19 protein-coding genes are annotated in these 19,335 nt (G+C 62.8%); 11 read left to right on the top strand and 8 right to left on the bottom strand.

Going from position 1 to position 19,335, the window contains the following annotated elements; genetic code table 11:
- Positions 1-42: 42 nt before the first annotated feature.
- The 3 genes from SO140_RS19335 to SO140_RS19325 all read right to left on the bottom strand — a co-directional run bounded on the left by SO140_RS19335 (position 43) and on the right by SO140_RS19325 (position 3,047).
- The gene (locus tag SO140_RS19335; RefSeq protein WP_498542945.1) at positions 43-531 is read right to left on the bottom strand and encodes a flavin reductase family protein; all 489 of its coding nucleotides are present in this window, start codon (positions 529-531) and stop codon (positions 43-45) included.
- A gap of 5 nt (positions 532-536) precedes the next feature.
- Complete coding sequence (locus tag SO140_RS19330) at positions 537-2,126, bottom strand: 4-hydroxyphenylacetate 3-hydroxylase N-terminal domain-containing protein (RefSeq protein ID WP_449378285.1); 1,590 nt, start codon at positions 2,124-2,126, stop codon at positions 537-539.
- Between the two features lie 111 nt (positions 2,127-2,237).
- Positions 2,238-3,047, bottom strand: coding sequence for an IclR family transcriptional regulator domain-containing protein (locus tag SO140_RS19325; RefSeq protein WP_449378284.1), 810 nt, complete (start codon positions 3,045-3,047; stop codon positions 2,238-2,240).
- Between the two features lie 138 nt (positions 3,048-3,185).
- Here SO140_RS19325 and SO140_RS19320 point away from each other — a divergent pair, with 138 nt between their 5' ends.
- Genes SO140_RS19320 through SO140_RS19300 form a run of 5 tightly spaced genes read left to right on the top strand, consistent with a single transcriptional unit; the run spans position 3,186 to position 7,922 of the window.
- Complete coding sequence (locus SO140_RS19320; RefSeq protein WP_449378283.1) at positions 3,186-4,514, top strand: ABC transporter substrate-binding protein; 1,329 nt, start codon at positions 3,186-3,188, stop codon at positions 4,512-4,514.
- 22 nt (positions 4,515-4,536) lie between these two features.
- A complete protein-coding gene (locus SO140_RS19315; protein ID WP_449378282.1) occupies positions 4,537-5,253 on the top strand; it encodes an ABC transporter ATP-binding protein in 717 nt (238 codons plus the stop codon).
- A gap of 3 nt (positions 5,254-5,256) precedes the next feature.
- Complete coding sequence (locus SO140_RS19310) at positions 5,257-5,955, top strand: ABC transporter ATP-binding protein (RefSeq protein ID WP_449378281.1); 699 nt, start codon at positions 5,257-5,259, stop codon at positions 5,953-5,955.
- A 5-nt stretch (positions 5,956-5,960) separates the two neighbouring features.
- The gene (locus tag SO140_RS19305) at positions 5,961-6,830 is read left to right on the top strand and encodes a branched-chain amino acid ABC transporter permease (RefSeq protein ID WP_449378280.1); all 870 of its coding nucleotides are present in this window, start codon (positions 5,961-5,963) and stop codon (positions 6,828-6,830) included.
- Positions 6,831-6,839: 9 nt separating this feature from the next.
- Complete coding sequence (locus SO140_RS19300; protein WP_449378279.1) at positions 6,840-7,922, top strand: branched-chain amino acid ABC transporter permease; 1,083 nt, start codon at positions 6,840-6,842, stop codon at positions 7,920-7,922.
- 273 nt (positions 7,923-8,195) lie between these two features.
- Here the strand turns inward: SO140_RS19300 and SO140_RS19295 are convergent, their stop codons facing one another.
- On the bottom strand, positions 8,196-8,402 hold the full coding sequence (locus SO140_RS19295; protein ID WP_449378278.1) for a cold-shock protein: 207 nt from the start codon (positions 8,400-8,402) through the stop codon (positions 8,196-8,198).
- 737 nt (positions 8,403-9,139) lie between these two features.
- Here SO140_RS19295 and SO140_RS19290 point away from each other — a divergent pair.
- Both SO140_RS19290 and SO140_RS19285 read left to right on the top strand, forming a co-directional pair.
- Positions 9,140-9,583 carry an SRPBCC family protein gene (locus SO140_RS19290; protein WP_449378277.1) on the top strand — a complete coding sequence of 148 codons (444 nt, stop codon included), beginning with the start codon at positions 9,140-9,142 and terminating at the stop codon, positions 9,581-9,583.
- A 560-nt stretch (positions 9,584-10,143) separates the two neighbouring features.
- Positions 10,144-10,596 carry a universal stress protein gene (locus SO140_RS19285; RefSeq protein WP_449378276.1) on the top strand — a complete coding sequence of 151 codons (453 nt, stop codon included), beginning with the start codon at positions 10,144-10,146 and terminating at the stop codon, positions 10,594-10,596.
- Between the two features lie 271 nt (positions 10,597-10,867).
- On the opposite strand, the gene SO140_RS19280 is transcribed toward SO140_RS19285, so the two are convergent.
- The 4 genes from SO140_RS19280 to SO140_RS19265 form a co-directional block, all read right to left on the bottom strand.
- Complete coding sequence (locus SO140_RS19280; RefSeq protein ID WP_498542944.1) at positions 10,868-12,199, bottom strand: Hsp70 family protein; 1,332 nt, start codon at positions 12,197-12,199, stop codon at positions 10,868-10,870.
- 91 nt (positions 12,200-12,290) lie between these two features.
- Positions 12,291-13,187 (bottom strand): YncE family protein, encoded by an 897-nt coding sequence (locus SO140_RS19275; RefSeq protein WP_449378274.1) that lies wholly within the window; start codon positions 13,185-13,187, stop codon positions 12,291-12,293.
- Positions 13,188-13,202: 15 nt separating this feature from the next.
- The gene (locus tag SO140_RS19270) at positions 13,203-13,949 is read right to left on the bottom strand and encodes a sulfite exporter TauE/SafE family protein (protein ID WP_449378273.1); all 747 of its coding nucleotides are present in this window, start codon (positions 13,947-13,949) and stop codon (positions 13,203-13,205) included.
- A gap of 134 nt (positions 13,950-14,083) precedes the next feature.
- Positions 14,084-14,935, bottom strand: coding sequence for a DUF1259 domain-containing protein (locus SO140_RS19265; RefSeq protein WP_498542943.1), 852 nt, complete (start codon positions 14,933-14,935; stop codon positions 14,084-14,086).
- A gap of 492 nt (positions 14,936-15,427) precedes the next feature.
- On the opposite strand from SO140_RS19265, the gene SO140_RS19260 reads away from it, so the two are divergent.
- The 4 genes from SO140_RS19260 (at position 15,428) to SO140_RS19245 (ending at position 19,286) form a co-directional block, all read left to right on the top strand.
- The gene (locus SO140_RS19260) at positions 15,428-15,565 is read left to right on the top strand and encodes a hypothetical protein (RefSeq protein WP_198031694.1); all 138 of its coding nucleotides are present in this window, start codon (positions 15,428-15,430) and stop codon (positions 15,563-15,565) included.
- Between the two features lie 239 nt (positions 15,566-15,804).
- Positions 15,805-17,094 carry an oxalate/formate MFS antiporter gene (oxlT, locus tag SO140_RS19255; RefSeq protein WP_449378271.1) on the top strand — a complete coding sequence of 430 codons (1,290 nt, stop codon included), beginning with the start codon at positions 15,805-15,807 and terminating at the stop codon, positions 17,092-17,094.
- A 260-nt stretch (positions 17,095-17,354) separates the two neighbouring features.
- Positions 17,355-18,671 carry an oxalate/formate MFS antiporter gene (gene oxlT / locus SO140_RS19250; RefSeq protein WP_474797082.1) on the top strand — a complete coding sequence of 439 codons (1,317 nt, stop codon included), beginning with the start codon at positions 17,355-17,357 and terminating at the stop codon, positions 18,669-18,671.
- 189 nt (positions 18,672-18,860) lie between these two features.
- Positions 18,861-19,286 carry a CBS domain-containing protein gene (locus tag SO140_RS19245; protein WP_449381505.1) on the top strand — a complete coding sequence of 142 codons (426 nt, stop codon included), beginning with the start codon at positions 18,861-18,863 and terminating at the stop codon, positions 19,284-19,286.
- The last annotated feature ends 49 nt before the right edge of the window (positions 19,287-19,335 follow it).

Raw genomic sequence — 19,335 nt, 5'->3', positions numbered from 1 at the left:
GACCACCAGAAGCCGACGGCTTCCACTCCGCAGCGGTGACGTTCAAGACCGCTGAAAGCTCCCGTAGCTGCCCTTGTGAAACACGAGGGGGCTACACGCAGATTCGTCGCCCGACAGCACCTCACCGAGGATGATGTCGTGGTCGCCGGCCTTGTGGATGGTGGCCACGCGGCAGCAGAGCCGGGCTGCGGCGCCCTGCAGCAGCGGCAGTCCGTCGGCGCTGAATGCCACTGCCAGATCCTCGAACCTGTTCTTCGATTGCCCTGTGAAGCGGTGGGACAGGTCGGATTGATGCTGGCCCAGAATATTCACCGAAAACAGGCCGCGCTGCCGGATTGCCGCTCCGGTCGCGCTGCCCTCATTGGTGCAGAACAACAGCATGCAGGGATCGAGCGACACCGACGTCAGCGAGTTGATCGTCGCGCCGAACAGCTCGCCGTTCCATTCGGTCGCAATGACGGCGACGCCGGTCGGAAACGTTCCCATCACCGACCGGAAACGTTTGGAATCGATGGCGGTTCTGCTCAGCATCGATCTCACTTTCGCAGCATGTGGTAGCTGAGCTCGCCGGGATCTGTGAGGTCCGGGACCTTCCAGCCGTCGAGGTCGTACTCGGCCATGCAGTCCTCGGCAAAGCCCTTGAAGCGGTCGGCATTGCCCGAAGCCTGCGCGCCGAACAGGCAGTAGCGACGGATCTCCTCGGTCGAGCCGCCGTAGTTGATCTCGTAGAGCTCGTGGCGTCCGCCGAACTCGCTGCCGAGGCAATCCCACAACAGCTTAAGCAGCTTGACGCGCTCCTCCGCCTTGTAGCCGTTGGAGCCGCGCAAATAGCGATCGAGATAGGGGCGGATCTCGTCGTTCTTGAAATCGCTGGCGTGGCTGTTGAGATAGATCAGGCCCGAGGCGACCGTCTGCTCGATCAAATATTTCACCTTGGTGTAGGCCATGGTGGCGATGATCTGATAGGCGTTGCCGGGGTCCATGTTGGGCAGCACGTAATCGCCGATCCATGGTTTTGGATCGCGCACCATTGCATCCGACAGGCTCCAGAACAGATTGCGCCAGGCGATGACTTCGCCGACATTGGCCTGCACGCCGCGATAGTCCTTGGTGCCGGCGGCCTCCGTCGCCTTCAACAACAGTCCGCTGATGAAGTCGAGCTTGACCGCAAGCCGCGTGCAGCCATGCACGACGAAGCGCGGCAGGAATCCGGTGCGCGGGAAGAAATTGTTCGCCTTGTCGATGTCGCCGTAGACGAAGACGTTCTCCCAGGGCACCAGCACCTTGTCCATGATGAACACGGCGTCGTTCTCGTCGAGCCGGCTCGAGATCGGATAGTCGAACGGGCTGCCCATCACGCTCGCACTCATCTCGTAGGAGGTGCGGCAGATGAACTTCACGCCGGGCGCGTTGGTCGGCACCATGAACACGACGGCGAACTTCTTGTCTTGCAGCGGAATGAGCCCGTGATGCGCGACGAAGGTATAGTTCGTCAGCACGGATCCGGTCGCGACCACCTTGGCGCCGGAGACGATGATGCCGGCATCGGTCTCCTTCTCGACATGGCAGCAGACGTCGGCGACTTCGTTCGGCGGACGGTCGCGGTCGACCGGCGGATGGATGATGGCGTGGTTGATGAAGGGCACGCGCTCCTGGCTGAACTTGTACCAGCGCTTGGCATTGTCCTGGTACGGCTCGTAGAAATCCGCGTTGGCACCCAGCGTCGCGAGAAACGCGGCCTTGTAGTCCGGCGCCCGGCCCATCCAGCCATAGGTGATCTTCGCCCATTCGGCGATCGCGTTACGGCCGGCGAGAAGATCGTCCATCGTCTTCGGCGCCTTGAAGAACGCGTGCGTCACGCCGCCATTGCCGGTCTCGGTCGGCAGCAGGAGCCTGTCCTTGCGCTTGTCGTCGTGGAGCGCGTCGTAGAGACGCGCGACCATGCGTGCGGTGTTGCGGAAGGCCGGGTGCCTGGTGACGTCCTTCACCCGCTCGCCATAGATGTAGACGGTGCGATCGTCGCGCAGCGAGTCTAGATATTCCGCGCCTGTTTGCGGACGCGTGACTTTGACGTTGCCGGTGTGCTCCGGCGGAATTGCCACCGCTGCCTGCGCCTTGCCTGCCATCGCGCGATCTCCCCTTTAGGAATCGTTCGATAATCGAACTAGTGTCCGTATTTCGAACTTATCGCGACGATACGGCCGGCCCGCCTCGATGGCAAGAGCCGGACACGTCCCTCAGACGGTCATTGAGGAGACCTGCTCGCTGATGCGATTGAGCTCGGGCAGGAAATGCTCGCGCATTTCATTGCGCGTCGTTCGCGTCGAATGCGTCGACAGGTTGATGGCGCCGACGACCTGGCCGGCGCGATCGAACACCGGCACGGCGATCGCACGCAGGCCGCGCTCTAGCTCCTCGTCGACGATGGAGAATTTTTGGGCGCGGTCGGCGCGAATGCGGTCGAACAGCGCCTGAAGATCGGTGATGGTCTGCGGCGTGTAGGCCTCGATCCGCTGCGACTTCAGCCGCCGCCAGATCTCGGCCTCGTCGAGATAGCCGAACAGCACGCGGCCGAGCGCCGTGTGCAGCGCCGGCAGCCGGCTCCCGACCGACAACGCAGCCGACATGATGCGCCTTGCGGGCACGCGGGCGACATAGACGATGTCGTTGCCTTGCAAGATAGCGGCCGAGCAGGATTCGGCGAGACGCTCGCTGAGCTCGCGCATCAGGGGCAGGGCGCGATCGATCCAGCTCTGCGTCGACAGGTAAGCGAAGCCGAGATCCAGGATCTGCGGCGACAGCGCGAAGGTCCGGCCGTCCTGCACGACATAACCAAGCTGGGTGAGCGTACGCAGCACCCGCCGCGCGGTGGCACGCGAGAGATCGGCAACCACGGCTGCTTCCGACAGCGTCATGGTCGGCCGCTGACGACCGAACGCGCCGAGCACCGCCAGGCCCTTGGCGAGTGTCGTCATAAACTCCTTGTCGTCGGGCTCGCCCTTGCGATGCCCGGGGTCGGCCTTGTGGCGCTCGGATGCTTGCGTCATGACGCGGCCTGTTGACTCCATCTGGGCGCTGGCGGAAACTGGTCGAATTACGAACTACTGTTCGAATATCGAACGCCGGCCCGTGTGTCAATCGATCCACGATGAGAATCCGGCGCATCCAGAGGGGAGGACGCGCAGATGACCTGCCGCAAGATCAGCTCGACTCATCGTCATTCCGTCGATCGCCGCACGCTCCTGAAATACTCCGCTGCAACGGGCGCGGCCCTCTCGGTCGGATTGAAGTCGCCGGCGATCGCGCAAACGCGCGCGATCAAGCTCGGCTATGTCTCCCCGCTCACAGGCCCCCTCGCCGCCTTTGCCGAGGCCGACAATTTCATCCTCGCCAATTTCAAGGAGGCGACCAAGGCGGGCATCAAGGTCGGCAATGCCACCGTGCCGGTCGAAGTGGTGGTCAAGGACAGCCAGTCCAATCCGAACCGCGCCGCCGAGGTCGCCAAGGATCTCATCGTCCAGGACAAGATCGATCTGATGCTGGTGGCATCGACACCGGAGACCACCAATCCGGTCTCGACCCAATGCGAGATCGAGGAGGTGCCGTGCATCTCCACGGTTGCGCCGTGGCAGCCCTGGTTCATTGGCCGCCAGGCCAATCCCGGCGGCGGACCGCCGGCGTGGAAGGGCTTCAACTACACCTATCATTTCTTCTGGGGGCTCGAAGACGTCATCGCCGTCTTCACCAACATGTGGAGCCAGGTCGCGACCAACAAATCGGTCGGCGGTCTCTTTCCCAATGACGGCGACGGCAACGCATGGGGCGACAAGGTCGTCGGCTTCCCGCCAGTGCTCGAGAAGGACGGCTACAAGCTCACCGATCCGGGCCGCTACCAGAATCTCACCGACAATTTCTCGGCACAGATCGGCGCGTTCAAAGCGGCGAATTGCGAGATCATCACCGGCGTGGTGCTGCCGCCGGACTTCACCACCTTCTGGAAACAAGCGCTCCAGCAAGGTTTCAAGCCCAAGGTCGCCTCGGTCGGCAAGGCGATCCTGTTCCCCGTCGCGGTCGAGGCGCTCGGCAAGGACGGTCACAACTTGTCCTCGGAGGTGTGGTGGACGCCAAACCATCCGTTCAAATCTTCGCTCACGGGCATGAGCGCGAAGGATCTCGCCACGGCCTATGAGGGCGCGACCAAGAGGCAATGGACGCAGCCGATCGGCTTCGTCCACGCGCTGTTCGAGGTCGCGGTCGATGTCTTGAAGCGCGCGCCCGATCGCGACGGCAAGGCGATCGCCACGACGATCGCCGCGACCGATCTCGACACCGTCGTCGGCAAGGTGCAGTGGGGATCTGCGAACCTGCCGCCGTTTGCCGCCAAGAACGTCGCCAAGACGCCGCTCGTCGGCGGACAGTGGCGGTTCAAGGACGGCAAATACGACATCGTCGTCACCGACAACCGGACGGCGCCGGCCATTCCGGTCGGCGGCAAGATGGAGCCGATTGCCTGATCGGGCGGCGCGTTGAAAAACCATGCTGCTGGAAGTCGCCGGCCTTAAGAAGAGCTTCGGGTCGATCGTCGTCGCCGACGATCTCGACCTGACGATCGCGCCTTCCGAGGCCGTCGGCATCATCGGTCCGAACGGCGCGGGCAAGACCACATTGTTCAACCTGATCGCCGGCGGCCTGTCGCCGAGCGCAGGCCACATCCGCTTCGACGGCAGCGACCTCGCCGGGTTGCCGCCGCAGGGCCGTTGCCACGCCGGCATCGGCCGCACCCACCAGATCCCGCAGCCGTTCGAAAATCTCACGGTATTCGAAAACCTGCTCGTCGGCGCGGTCCATGGCCAGCGCAAGACCGAACGTGAGGTCGCGCAATCCTGCGGCGAGATTCTCGACCAGCTTGGGCTGCTCAAGCGTGCCAACACGCTCGCGGGTTCTCTCACATTGCTCGAGCGCAAGCGTCTGGAAATGGCTCGCGCGCTTGCGACGGCGCCAAAGCTTCTGCTGCTCGACGAGATTGCCGGCGGCTTGACCGAGGGCGAATGCGCCGAGCTCGTCGCGACCATCGGTGAAATCCGCAAGACCGGCGTCGCGATCCTGTGGATCGAGCACGTCGTCCATGCTTTGTTTGCCGTGATCGACCGACTGGTCGTGCTCAATTTCGGACGCAAGATCGCGGAAGGCGCGCCGAAGGAGGTGATGCAACGGCCCGACGTGCATCAGATCTATATCGGCATCGAGGCGTGAGGCATGCCGCTGCTCAGGACACAGAAGCTCACGGCCTTCTATGGCGACTTCCAGGCGCTGTATGGCGTCGATACAAGCCTCGAGGCGAGCGAGACCATCGCGATCATCGGCGCAAACGGCGCAGGCAAGTCGACCTTCCTGAAAGCAATCGCGGGCCTGATTCCCGGTGCGGCCGACAGCGTGTTGCTCGACGGCCTGCGGATCGGCGCAAAGCGTGCTGCCGACATCGTCAAGCTTGGCGTCGCGCTGGTGCCGGAAGGACGACGGCTATTTCCCTCGCTCACCGTGGAGGAGAATCTCCTGATCGGCGGCTACGGCCGCAAGCTCGCTGGCCCCTGGACGCTCGATCGCGTCTACGCCCTCTTCCCTATGCTGAAGGAGCGGCGGACGTCGCCCGCGCCCATCCTGTCGGGCGGCCAGCAGCAGATGGCCGCGATCGGCCGCGCCCTGATGTCCAATCCCCGCGTGCTCTTGTGCGACGAGATCAGCCTCGGGCTTGCGCCGATCGTCATTGCCGACATCTACGCGGCCCTGCCGCGGATCAAGGCCGAAGGCACCAGCGTCGTGCTGGTCGAACAGGACATCGTGCAGGCGATGAAGGCCGCCGATCGCGTCTACTGCTTCCAGGAAGGTCGCGTCTCCCTGGAGGGCCGTCCCGGCGCGCTCTCGCGCGACCAGATCCACCGCGCTTATTTTGGTTGAATGCGATGACCGGCTTTCTCGACGCGATCATCCAGGGCATCCTGCTCGGCGGCCTCTATGCCCTGTTCGCCACCGGGCTCTCGCTGATGTTCGGCGTGATGCGGCTCGTCAATCTCGCCCATGGCGACTTCATCGTGCTCGCAGCCTTTGCCATTTTCGTGGTGACGGAGAAGCTTGGGCTCGATCCCTTCGTTGCGGTCGCTGTCGCAGCTCCGATCCTGTTTGTGCTCGGCTTTGCGCTTCAGCACGTATTGTTGAACCGTACGCTCGGACGCGACCTCCTGCCACCGCTGCTCGTTACCTTCGGCCTCTCGATCATCATCCAGAACGGGCTGTTGCAGACATTCTCCGCCGACAGCCGTCGCCTGCGCTCCGGCGCGATCGAGACGGCCTCGGTGTCGCTCGGTGGCGATATCGCGGTGGGCGTTGTGCCGCTGCTGACGCTCGCGTCTGCCATCGCGGTGATCGTGCTCCTCAACATCATCTTCTATCGCACCGCGATCGGCCGAGTGTTCCGCGCTACTTCTGACGATCTCGACGTCGCGCAGCTCATGGGGATCGACGTCAACCGCACCTTTGCGATTGCGATGGGCCTTGCCTTCGTCGTAATCGCGATCGCGGCGCTCTATTTGGGCCTGCGGGCCAATTTCGATCCCACCATCGGTCCGGCGCGACTGCTCTATGCCTTCGAGGCCGTGATCATCGGCGGGCTCGGCAGCTTCTGGGGCACGCTGGCGGGCGGCATCGTGCTCGGCCTCGCCCAGACCATCGGCGCGCGAATCGACCCGGAATGGCAGATCCTGTCCGGCCATCTCGCCTTCCTCGTGGTGCTGGCGATCAGGCCGCGCGGCCTGTTTCCGCGCGCGGTCGATTGAGGAGCCGCGATGATGGATACGGGCGCAGCGAGGCCGACGCGGGTGTTTCACATCGAGACCGCCGATCGACTTTCGCGCTCCTCGGCAATTGTCGCCTGTATCGTCCTGCTCATGCTGGTAATGCTCCCGGTCTTCGCCGGCCGCAATCTCATCCAGGATCTGATCTTCCTGTTCTACATGCTGGCCCTGGCGCAATGCTGGAACCTGCTTGCGGGCTACGCCGGCCTGATCTCGGTCGGCCAGCAGGCTTTCGTCGGACTGGGTGGTTATGTGCTCTTCACGCTGACGCTCATCGGCGGCGTCAATCCGTTACTCGCAATCCCCGTTGCGGGCATCGTGTCGGCGACACTGGCTTTGCCGACCGCGCTGATCGTCTTCCGCCTGCGCGGCGCCTATTTCGCGATCGGCACCTGGGTCGTGGCCGAAGTCTACCGTCTGGCTTTCGCGCAGGTGAAGGCGGTCGGCGGCGGCACGGGAACCTCGCTCTCCCCATCCGTCACCTCCTCCGTGCCCGGCATCGAGTGGATCAAGGCGCTGCTCGATGTGCGCACGCCGGCGGCGCGCGACATCGCCTCCTACTGGCTTGCGCTGGCCTTGATGGCCGGCACGCTCGCCTTCGTCTATCTCGTGCTGCGCTCACGCCGCGGCCTTGCCTTGGGCGCGATCCACGACCGCGAGGCCGCGGCTGCGAGCCTCGGCGTCGACATCGAGCGCATCAAGCTCACCGTCTATGTCGCGACCGCCGCGATGACCGGCATGGTCGGCGCGCTGATCTACCTTCAGAAGGCGCGCATCTCGCCGGACGCCGCCTTCTCGGTGCTCGACTGGACCGCCTACGTCGTCTTCATCGTCGTCATCGGCGGCATCGGCACGATGGAAGGCCCTGTCATCGGCGCGATCATCTTCTATCTGATGCAGCGCTATCTCGCCGATTTCGGCGCCTGGTATCTCATCCTGCTGGGCACGCTTGGCATCCTCGTCATGCTGTTCGCGCCGCGCGGCCTCTGGGGCCTCGTCTCCGAACATTACGACCTGACGCTATTCCCGACGCGGCGCCGGCTGGTGGTGGACGAGGATAACGGTCGGGGATGAGGCCGGCACCGTGAATGCCCCTCCCCACTCCCGGGCTCCCATCTTGTTCGCTGCGTCTTCGGCAGCGTGATCCGGACCCGAAAGGCCGCGTTAGCGCAAGGTGTGAGGCGGTTTTCCCTCGCGACAAACGCGGAACGCGTTTGCGCGGAGATCATGCCCAAACAGCAACCTAAAGCGCGATGACGATTCATCCTAATCCCATCACGCTTTGGGGGAAGCCGCAGCCTGGTCGCCTTGGCTATTTCTGCCGGAGATCAGTCGTCAGTGGGCGTGTCAGACCCTCAGGTTTTCCGCGCTGCTTTTGCCACGCTTGGGGTCGACTTTGACTTCGTAAGAGATCTTTTGGCCTTCTGCCAAGCCAGAAAGACCCGCGCGTTGGACCGCGCTGATGTGAACGAAGATATCGTTGCCGCCATCGTCCGGAGCGATGAATCCAAACCCTTTTTGACCATTAAACCACTTCACCGTACCCGTCGCCATACTATCACTTCCTTCTGCTTCACTGCTGCATCTGCTCACTGTCCGAGAAAGGACCGCGATTTCTTGCTTACCCTGCCAAAGCTCAACGTCATGAGCGCCAACCCCGTAGCTTCAACCAGGGCCGAGCCGACTTCATTGGAGATGTTATGGCGAGAGATGAATTTGCCGCCGGTGCTTAAAATGTTACGCCTCGATCATCGCCGCGCTTTCCGTGAGAGCGCTTTCCGTTTTGGGTACGTCTTTCGGCTGCTCCAACGCCAGAAATCCGAGTGGGCATCCGCCGCTGTTCGTCCGTGATGGTCGGATCGGCAAGCCGTCCCGATCCGCACCAACGGTCCCGCAACGGGCGGCCGCTACGGGACCATTGGTGCGACGCGTATCGGGTTGCCGATACGCCCCCCAATAAAATGCGACGGAAATGAAGCATGCAATTGTCCCTAAAGACAATTGTCCGTCGGAGGCGGCCGTCCCAACTGCCTTGAGCGCGCAAGGTCAGAAGAATTCCTCCAGGCGCCGGAGCAACCGTTCGGCCACTGCAGGCCGGCGTTCACGATGACGCCACTGGATGTGCGGCAGTTTAGCAGTGCCGGCCAGACGATCCGCCGCCGGGCTCCCAACAAAGCCAGCAAAAAATCTGAGATGTCGCGTCGGGCCGGCTACCTCCCGTTCGTCCTCGGGTTATGAATGGGCAACGGACGTCCGCGTCGGACCCATCACTTCAAGGAGGATTAACGAGCATGCCTAGCACTGTACGCCTGCACCGCGTCCTGGCGACCAGCCCCGAGAAGATCTATCGCGCCTTCCTCGAGGCGGACGCACTGGCGAAATGGCTTCCGCCCAACGGCTTTACCTGCACCGTGCATCACCTGGAGCCGAAGGTCGGCGGCACATTCAGAATGTCCTTTCGGAACTTCACGACCGGCAACGGCCACGCCTTTGGTGGCGAATATGTCGAGCTCGTTCCGGGCGAGCGGCTGCGCTACACCGACAAATTCGACGATCCCAATTTGCCGGGCGAAATCCAGGTGACCGTGATCCTGAAGAAAGTATCGGTCGGCACCGAGCTGGATATCACGCAGGCAGGCATACCGGACGCCATTCCGCCTGAGGCCTGCTATCTCGGCTGGCAGGAGTCGCTGCGGAACCTGGCAAGGCTCGTCGAGCCTGAGATCAATCAGTAGGCCGCGGAGTGAGCTGAACCGCTTTGACGTCAGACGAAAGGGCCGCCTGTTGAGGCGGCCCTTTTTGTGTGACAGACGCATCGCCGTGGGTTCGCCCGGCTCGTCCAATGCCGAGATCATCGCGACCGGCGTTTCACTCGCGCGGGAGCAGCACTCGATCCATAGCGAGGAGCGCTCTTTTCTGGTAAGTACACAACACTCCGGAATCTCCTTCGATGATCAGCAGCGGCGCCTCGAGCTTCCCATGATCACCGCGCGGCATTGGCCCCAATGTCATTTCCAAAGTGTTCGCATTGCGTGCCGGGTCCATGACCGGGCAAAGCGGCCACGACGCGCAGTAGCATCGGCAGAATGGAGGGCCCGATGACCAGAAGGATCAAATGGTGGGGTGTGATCGGCGTCGCGGCGTTCATCATCGGCGCGCTGATCGTGATCCATTACTCACTGCGGATCGCCGCCCTGATGGGGGTCGCTCACTAACGTAGCGAGACGCGGACGGCGACGATCGGGCTATACAAGTAAGCGCCACTCAAAATGTTCGACGAGCAAGGGAGCCCCCAATGTACGCCAATATTCTCTTGAGCACGGATGGATCGGATGTCGCGAGAAAAGGCCTTGAGCATGGAATTGCCCTGGCAAAGGCCTTGAACGCCAAAGTGACGGTGATCACCGTAACGGAACCGCTGCCAGTCGACTATGGGGGCGGACACGCCGGGGGTTGGATTCCCTCGCAGGAAGAGTTTGATCACTTCGACGCAGCCTGCAAGGAACGCGCGGACAAGTTGCTCGGCGAAGCTCGAGCTATGGCGGAGCAGGTCGGAATATCTGCAGAGCTCTTGCATGTTCCGAATGCGCACCCAGCCACTACGATCATAGAAACAGCAAAGTCGGGGGGCTGCGACTTGATCGTCATGGGCTCTCATGGGCGTCGCGGCCTCAGGAAGCTATTCCTGGGAAGTCAAACATCGGAGGTCCTGGCCGACGGAAGCGTGCCGGTATTGGTCGTGCACTAAAACGGATCAAGCTTGCGGCGAGTTAATCTGCCTTACCGAAAAGATATTTGCAGCGGCGCGTGATCTGCGGTTGCTACATCTTGGTGTTTCCATGGAAGCGTAGCCTCCTCGCCGCACGAGGGGGTCTTTAGTGGAGGAAACGCTCGGCCCGGAAGTCTCCCCGACCCTCCGGGCCGCTTTCTCGCCCGGACCGATCGGAAATATTCTGCGCCAGGACGTGGCAGGGGCACACTTCCTTCGTGGCAACAATCAAGCCTAATCCGATCGCGCTCTACGCGCTCGCTCTCGACGTGAGCCCGCCGCTAGCGGCCCAGCGGTCCGGATCGGGGCTGTGTCCGATCAGGGCGAGGCCGTAAGCGATCGACTCGAACTGGTCGCCCGACATCAGCCGTTCGTTGCCGAACCGCTCGGCGAATAGCCGCCGCACCGCGGGCACGAAGGAGGTCCCGCCGGTCAAGAACACCTTTTCTACTTCGCGCGCGGTGATGCCGGCCTCGCCCAGCACCTTGTCGATGGTCGCCCCTAACCTCGCGATATCGTCGGCAATCCAGGCTTCGAAATTTTTCCGGGTGATGGTCGAGCCAATGTCGACCCCGCCGCGATTGAAGCGGAAGTCCACCTGATCCTGGGTCGACAACGCGACCTTGGCATCGGATACCGCGCGGTACAGCGAAAAGCCCAGGTCGAGATCGACGATGGTGATGAAATCCTGAAGCAGAGCCGGCTTCAGCGCGGTGCGCGAAAGCTCCCGGAGCTCGCGCAGATCGCCGTTGCTCTTCATCATCGCGAGCTGATGCCAGCGCGCGAGGTTGGTGTAGTGGCTGTTGGGGATCGGCAGCACCTTGTCGAATGATCGGAAGCTGGTGCCTTTGCCCAGCCGCGGCGAGACGACGTGATCGACGATGCGGTAATCGAACGTGTCGCCCGCAATCCCGATGCCGGCATGGCCGAGCGGCTCGGAGCGCAAAGCCCCGCCTGTTCGCGAAAAACGCATCACGGAGAAATCGCTGGTGCCGCCGCCGAAATCCGCAACCAGCACGGTGGCATCGCGCTCCAGCCGGCGGGCGAAGGAGAACGCTGCTCCCACCGGCTCGTAGACATAGCGCGCGTGGCCGGCGCCCAGGCGTTCGAACGCGGCCCGATAGCGCTGCATCGCCAGCGCCTCGTCGGGATTGCCACCGGCAAAGCGCACCGGCCGTCCGACCGTGATGCTTGCCGCCTCGAAGCCGAACCTGTCTCCGCCATGGCGCGCCAGCGTGCGCAGGAACGCCGCCAAAATATCCTCGAACTTGTAGCGCTGCCGGAACACCTGGGTGGAATTGAAGCTGCTGCTGGCCGCGAAGGTCTTGAACGACTGCAGGAAGCGGTAGACGTGGCGTCCTTCGAGAAACTGTTCGATCGCCCACGGGCCGCCTTCAGCCTGCGCTCCCCCTCCCGGCCGATCCTCCCAGAAGCACAGGGCCGACACAAAGACGCTGTGGCGTTGTCCGCCATGATCGAAGCGGATGGCCTCGACCCTACGGTCGTCCGTCGCGAGCGCGACGACCGTATTGCTGGTCCCAAAATCGATGCCGATCGAGACGGCGGGCGAGGCGCTCGACATAAACCACTCTGACAGATGCTTGGAAAAGGGGGCAGACCATTAGCGGCTTTGAACTGCCCTGCCAAGTCCCCGATCCACCACTGAAATGCCGTCATCCGTCAGCCAAAACCAGAACTCCGCCGTGGCGAGGCGAAATCACATAGAGCTGGTCGGGCGCGACCAACGCGGTTGTGTGTGCCCCCTCCCCGGTCGTGGTCCGTGATCTCGCACCCGTCTTCGGATCGATCGTCTCGATCACACCGGGCTCGCCGATCGCCACATGGACGCGACCGGTGGCCGGATTGAAGAAGGTCACGTCGGGCGCGCCCGCGATCGGCCAGACGTTGGTCACCTTTCCGGACGTGCTGTCGACCTCCACCAGCTCGCCGTCATCGCAGGCGGCGTAGAGCCGGTGGCTGATATGATCGATGTCGAGACCATGCGCACCGCCTGATGGCAATGGCCAATGCACGACGTCGCCGAGATCGGGCAGCCGGGCCGACAAAATCATCGAGGGCTCGCGGATGCAGAGAAACACCCGCTCGGCGGCGGCATTCGTGACGCACCAGCGCGGCCGACCCGGCAGATCGATCGTGCGCTGCGTGACGTCCTTCAGATCGATGCATTGCAACGTCGGCCCTTGCTGCGCATCGCCGATGCAGGCGGCGATGCCGATCCCCTTGCGCCTGACGATCGCTGCACCGTTCGGACGTGGCCCCGACGGGAGGACACCTTTGATGTCGTAAGTCGCGGCGTCCAGCCAGGAGACCGTGGCCGCCCCGCGATTGGTGGTGAGAATTTCGCCGTCATCGGCTACGGCACCTGCCACCCCCGGAAAGCCCGGAAGCGTCGCGATGTGCTTGTGCGTGTCGTGATCGATCACCTCGATGCAGTCGCGCGCGGTGTGGGCGATGAAGACGCGGCGGGTTCTGGGATCGAAGGCGGCATGGTCGAAGTCGCTGTTCGATCCGTCGGGTATGGCGATGACGCCAAGAGTTCTGAGTGACATGATGACCTCGTGAAGTCAGCGAAAGGCAACCGGCAGCACCGAGACGATCAGCGACAGTCCCGCGAACAGCAGCAGCACCAGCACCATCTTGCGAAAAGTCTCGTCGTCGATCTTTCCAAACAGCCTGAAACCCGACCAAAGACCGGCGACCATGAACGGCACGCCCAGCGCGTACAGCACCAGCGTATCCCTGGTGATGGTGCCAGCGGCGGCCTGGGACAGCGAGATGACGACGAAGGCCACGAACAGGACCGGCTGAAACACGGCGCGCTGCACGTCCTTGGGCCATCCGCGCCATTGACAGGAGATCGTCGAGATGATGCCGCCGAGCCCGGTCAGGCCGCCGAGCAGGCCGTTGGAGATTCCGATCGCGATGTCGGCCCCGGTGCCGATCTTCATCGGAGCGAACACGGGTCGAGTCAGCCCGTAGATCGCATAGAGCATCAGCAAGATGCCGACGCCGAAGCGCAGGTGCGTCGGATTGAGATAGGCGAGAATGCTGACGCCGATCGGGATGCCGATGACGGTGCCCAGCGCTAGCGGCCAGGCCTTCCTGAGGTCGAGCACATGCCGCAGCTTGAAGATGCCGTAGCCCTGCGTGAGCAGGCCATAGCCGGCGATCAGCGTGGCGGTCTGCATCGGCGTGATGATGTGCAGCCAGATGCCGGATACGACGAGGCCCATGGCAAAGCCGGAGAAGCCACTGACGAAGCCGCCGCCGAGCGCGGCCAATGCAAACAGCGCGAAGGCAAGTCCATCCACAGGGTCACTCCCCCCGAACGAGGTCGCGAGCTCTTGGATGGATGTCCATCTGACGGGGAGGCCTGCATGTCCCCAACGTCGTCGAGCTAGTGTGGCGGAGCGCTTTGCATGTCGAATTCCGTCTGTGCCGTACGTCAGCTCTTCGTGCTTGCGGTCTTGTCGATCGCGGCGCGCAGGCCCTTGGCGAGCTTGATCGCATCGTCGTTGGCCCAGAAATGCATGAAGAACAGCCGCGGCTGCTCGTCCAGCATGTGGCTGTGCAGCGCCGTCACCTCGATGCCGTTCGCCCTGAGCGCCGCAATCACCGGGTTCACCTCCTCGCCCGTCAGGACGAAATCGCCGGTGATGGCGGCCTTGCCGCCGCCGGTCGGCTGGAAGTTGATGCCGGTCGCAACCCCCAGCGGTCCCACCGGATTGAGCGGCATGCCGCCTTCGCTGATGGGATCGCGACGCGGCACGGTGAACGCGTAGACGCCGCCATTAGCCTGTCCCTTGGCGCCGATGATCTGATCGAGCTGCGCCGTATCGAGATCGACCGCAGGCGGCGGGCCGGCCGGCGCGGCGATGGTAAGCGGCGTCTTGCTCTCGGCGAGCGCATCGTGGATGGCCGCGGCGAGTCTGCTGGGATCGCCATGCCCGGCGACATGTATGTAGAACGTCGCCGGGCTCGCGCGCAGGAGATGATTATGCACGGCTGATATCTCGAGCCCGCTTTCGATCATCTTCGCCATCACCGGATTGATCTCGGATTCGAGCAGCACCAGATCGCCCATGATCATCGCGCCGCCATGCGCGGGCTTGAACGCGATCCAGCCGCCGAGCGCGAGCGCCGGCTTGATGGTCACGCCATCGAGCGTCACGGCAAGATCGCTGCGCGGAAAGCCGTAACGATGCACGTCGCCGGCAACCGTCGGCTTTCGGCCCAGCGTGTCATCGATCCTCTGCCAGTCGACGTCCTGCGCCCACGCAAGTGAAAGGCTGCCCACGACCGCCAGCAGCAGGGTGTTCTCCTGGTTGTGTCCTGCCCCAGGGCAACAGGCGCGGCTCCGCGGAGACAGCGCGCCTCAACGTGTGCCGGCGCGCTCGAGCTGCCGGCAAGTCGGGATCGTTTGTCAGGTGAAGTCGGGATGTAAGCTGACATGCGGCGTCCTCGAGAAGTCAGGACGCGATTCTTGGGCATGTCGCCTCACGGGGAGATCGCACATCCCCGTTAGGCGAATAAAGACCCTCGCGCCCACCGCGTCAACATGGTGGTGCCGATCGGGCTCGAGATGATCAGAGCAACGGAAACCGCCCCGCTTTGCTCCATTTCCGCATCCTTATGCCCGAAACGGCCGCTTTAAGGGAAAGTTATGCTGCAATGCAGGATGACAAATGCTGCTATGCAAACAAATCGATTGTTTCTGGCATCTGGCATACATAAGTTGCCCTTCGAAGATGAGACGGCACACTGGCCGCCTTGAGAAAGGGAACTTCCGATGTCCAAGTCCGCCGCCGTTGCGCTCCAGCCCTCCAGCTCTCTGATCAGCCGCCTCGTGGCCGCGATCGACCGCCTGTTGATGGCGAGCGCCGAGATCTCCATTCGCAATGGCGACCAGCCGCGCTTTGGCCTTTAAGACCTTCAGCGCGTCGTATTGTCGCGCCGAGTTTAAATCTCCCGAATTGCGACTTTCGATGAATGGCCCCTCTCCGCGGGGCCATTTCTATTTGTGCCCACGGCTCGTTGCGCGACCTCGATTCAAGACGGTTGCGGCATAAGCGCACGGCGAGCCGTCGGGCGCTTGAAGCTTGGCATAATGAATACAAGAATGCCTCTACAGCGCTCGCAACAAAGAGAAGCGCCTCTGGAGGATTCATGACGGACATGGTGCACGCAACAACGGCCCCAGCGGCCGCTCGCGTCAGCGACACCTTTCGCTGGGCTCAACTCGCGATCGGCGTAGCCGCGATGGTGATGATCGCGAACTACCAATACGGATGGACGTTCTTCGTCCCCGACATCCAGAAAACGTTCGGCTGGGATCGCGCCTCGATCCAATGGGCCTTTACGTTGTTCGTGCTGTTCGAGACCTGGCTCGTGCCGGTCGAGGGATGGTTCGTCGACAAATACGGCCCGCGCATCGTCGTGCTCGTCGGCGGCGTGCTATGCGCGATCGGCTGGGTGATCAACGCCAAGGCCACCACGCTGAACGGTTACTATCTCGGCATGATCGTCGCGGGCATCGGCGCCGGCGCCGTCTACGGCACCTGCGTCGGCAACGCGCTGAAATGGTTTCCGGACAAGCGCGGCCTTGCCGCCGGCCTCACCGCGGCCGGCTTCGGCGCAGGCTCCGCGCTCACGGTCGCGCCGATCCAGGCGATGATCAAGGACTCAGGATTCCAGTCCACCTTCCTCTATTTCGGCCTCGGCCAAGGCATCATCATCTGCATTCTCGCCTTCTTCCTGCTCGCGCCGAAGCCGGGCCAGGTGCCAAACGTGGTGCAGAATGCAGCGCTGGTGCAGAGCCGCCGCAACTATCAGCCGACCGAAGTGCTGCGACAGCCGATCTTCTGGCTGATGTACTTCATGTTCATGATCGTCGGCGCCGGCGGCCTGATGGTGACGGCGAACCTGAAGCCGATCGCGGTCGACTGGAAGGTCGACGCCATTCCGGTCACGCTCGTCGGCATGACCATGACGGCGGTGACCTTCGCGGCGACCATCGACCGCGTGCTCAATGGCCTGACGCGTCCGTTCTTCGGCTGGATCTCCGACATGATCGGCCGCGAGAACACGATGTTCATCGCCTTCGGCATGGAGGGCATCGGCATCTGGATGCTCTACCTCTGGGGCCACGATCCCGTCTGGTTCGTGCTGCTGTCGGGCTTCGTGTTTTTCGCCTGGGGTGAGATCTACTCGCTGTTCCCCTCGACCTGCACCGACACGTTCGGCGCAAAGTTCGCGACCACCAATGCGGGCCTGCTCTACACTGCGAAGGGCACAGCCGCACTTCTTGTTCCGCTCGCGAACTACGTGCAGCAGACCTCGGGCCATTGGGACAACGTCTTCATCATCGCGGCCGGCGCCAACATCCTTGCCTCACTGCTTGCGATCCTGGTGCTGAAACCCTGGCGCAAGACTGTGGTCGCGCAGGCGACTGCGTAAGACTTTACCTCTTCCATCTGCGTGTTGCGCCCGGCCCCCTGGGGCCGGGCGTTTTCGTTTTTTGGAGACCGGTTCCGATTTCACATAATCCGAAGGCGCCAATGCATTTTGCTGCGACGCATGACAAGATAGGGCTTGCATTCTGGGATGTGGTATACCAAGGTGCGCGCCGCGCTTGCGACGATACGCCACAAGATTTGCGACACTCCGCCGTCTTGCCGGCGTGGATAACAACAGACAGGCGCCTTGGGAGGTTGTTGATGATTTCCAGCACGGACGGCGCCGTCACGGCCGCGCCTCTTCGAAGTGGTTTCCGTTGGCTCCAGCTCGTGATGGGCATCGTCTGCATGGCGATGATCGCCAACCTGCAATATGGATGGACGCTGTTCGTCGATCCGATCGACGCCAAGCATCACTGGGGTCGCGCCGCGATCCAGCTCGCTTTCACGATTTTCGTGGTGACCGAAACCTGGCTGGTGCCGATCGAAGCCTGGTTCGTCGACAAATACGGCCCACGCATCGTGATCATGTTCGGCGGCGTGATGATCGCGCTGTCCTGGGTGCTCAACTCCTACGCTGAATCGCTCACCTTCCTGTATGCCGCTGCGGTCGTCGGCGGCATGGGTGCGGGCGCGGTGTACGGCACCTGCGTCGGCAACGCGCTGAAATGGTTCCCCGACCGCCGCGGTCTTGCTGCCGGCGCGACCGCCGCAGGCTTCGGCGCAGGCGCCGCGATCACCGTCGTGCCGATCGCCAGCATGATCGCCTCGAGCGGCTACCAGAGCGCATTCTTCACCTTCGGCATCGGCCAGGGGCTGATCGTTTTCCTGCTCGCCTTCTTCATCCAGCCGCCGTCGATCTTCGTGCCGCCGAAGAAGAAGAAGCTCAACCTGCCGCAGACCAAGATCGACTTCACCCCGCCGCAGGTGCTGCGCAGCCCGATTTTCTGGGTGATGTACGTGGTGTTCGTGATGGTTGCCTCCGGCGGCCTGATGACTGCGGCCCAGATCGCGCCGATCGCACACGACTTCAACATCGCCAACACGCCGGTCACGCTCGCCGGCTTCCAGATGGCGGCGCTGACCTTCGCGATCTCGCTCGACCGCATCTTCGACGGTTTCGGCCGGCCGTTCTTCGGCTGGGTCTCCGACAATATCGGCCGTGAGCACACCATGTTCATCGCCTTCGGCACGGCCGCCCTGATGCTGCTGACGCTGTCGGCCTATGGCCACGTGCCGATCGTGTTCGTGCTCGCGACGGCGGTGTACTTCGGCGTGTTCGGTGAGATCTACTCGCTGTTCCCCGCAACCTGCGGCGACACCTTTGGTTCGAAGTTCGCAACCACCAACAACGGCATGCTCTACACCGCGAAGGGCACCGCCTCGCTGCTGGTACCGCTCGCAAGCGTGATCTCGGCGACCTATGGCTGGAAGTCGGTGTTCGTCGTGGCAGTTGCGCTGAACGCGACAGCGGCGTTGATGGCCGTGTTCGTGATCAAGCCGCTGCGGCGCTCCTTCATCCTCGGCAAGGAAGCCGAGATGACCGAGGCGGCGACGGGCAACGCAAAGACGGCATAGCCGTCCACCACATCGACATTCAATCGAAAGGGGCGCAGCATTGCGCCCCTTTCTTTTTGTCAATTCCTCTCGCCGGACAAACGTCAGCATGGCTGCCGCAAGATTTTTCGTATGTGCCAAATCCAGCGCTTGACGATTGGCATAATGTATACCAGACTATTTCCAGATCGTTCACCCAGGGAGGTTGCAATGCTGGTCGGAGACATTCTGCGCAAGAAGACATCGCGCGTCGTGACCGTGCGTATGAACGAAACGGTGGGTATTGCCGCGAAGCTGATGCGGGCCAACAACATCAGCGCACTGGTGGTCAAGGACGTCGTCCGCTCCGAGGGCAACACCGCGGTCGGCATGTTCACCGAGCGCGACGTGGTGCGTGCCGTTGCCGAGCACGGCGCGAACGGCGTCAACGTCAAGGTCTCCCAGCTCGTCTCGGTGCAGCAGCTCGTCTCCTGCACCTCCTCCGACACGATCGAGCACGTACGGCATCTGATGAACCGGCACCACATTCGGCACCTGCCCGTCATCGACGACTACAGCCTCATCTCCGTCATCAGCATGCGCGACATCGCCGCTGCCGTCGACCAAATCACCGACAGCACGCCGCACGCGGCCTGACGGACGAGCAACTTCCACCCGTGACTTCCACCCCTGCTCGGACCATCCG

This window comes from Bradyrhizobium sp. UFLA05-108 (genome assembly GCF_059803455.1).
Note: the sequence above shows the minus strand (reverse complement) of the source record. Positions and strands in the feature narration are given on the sequence as shown.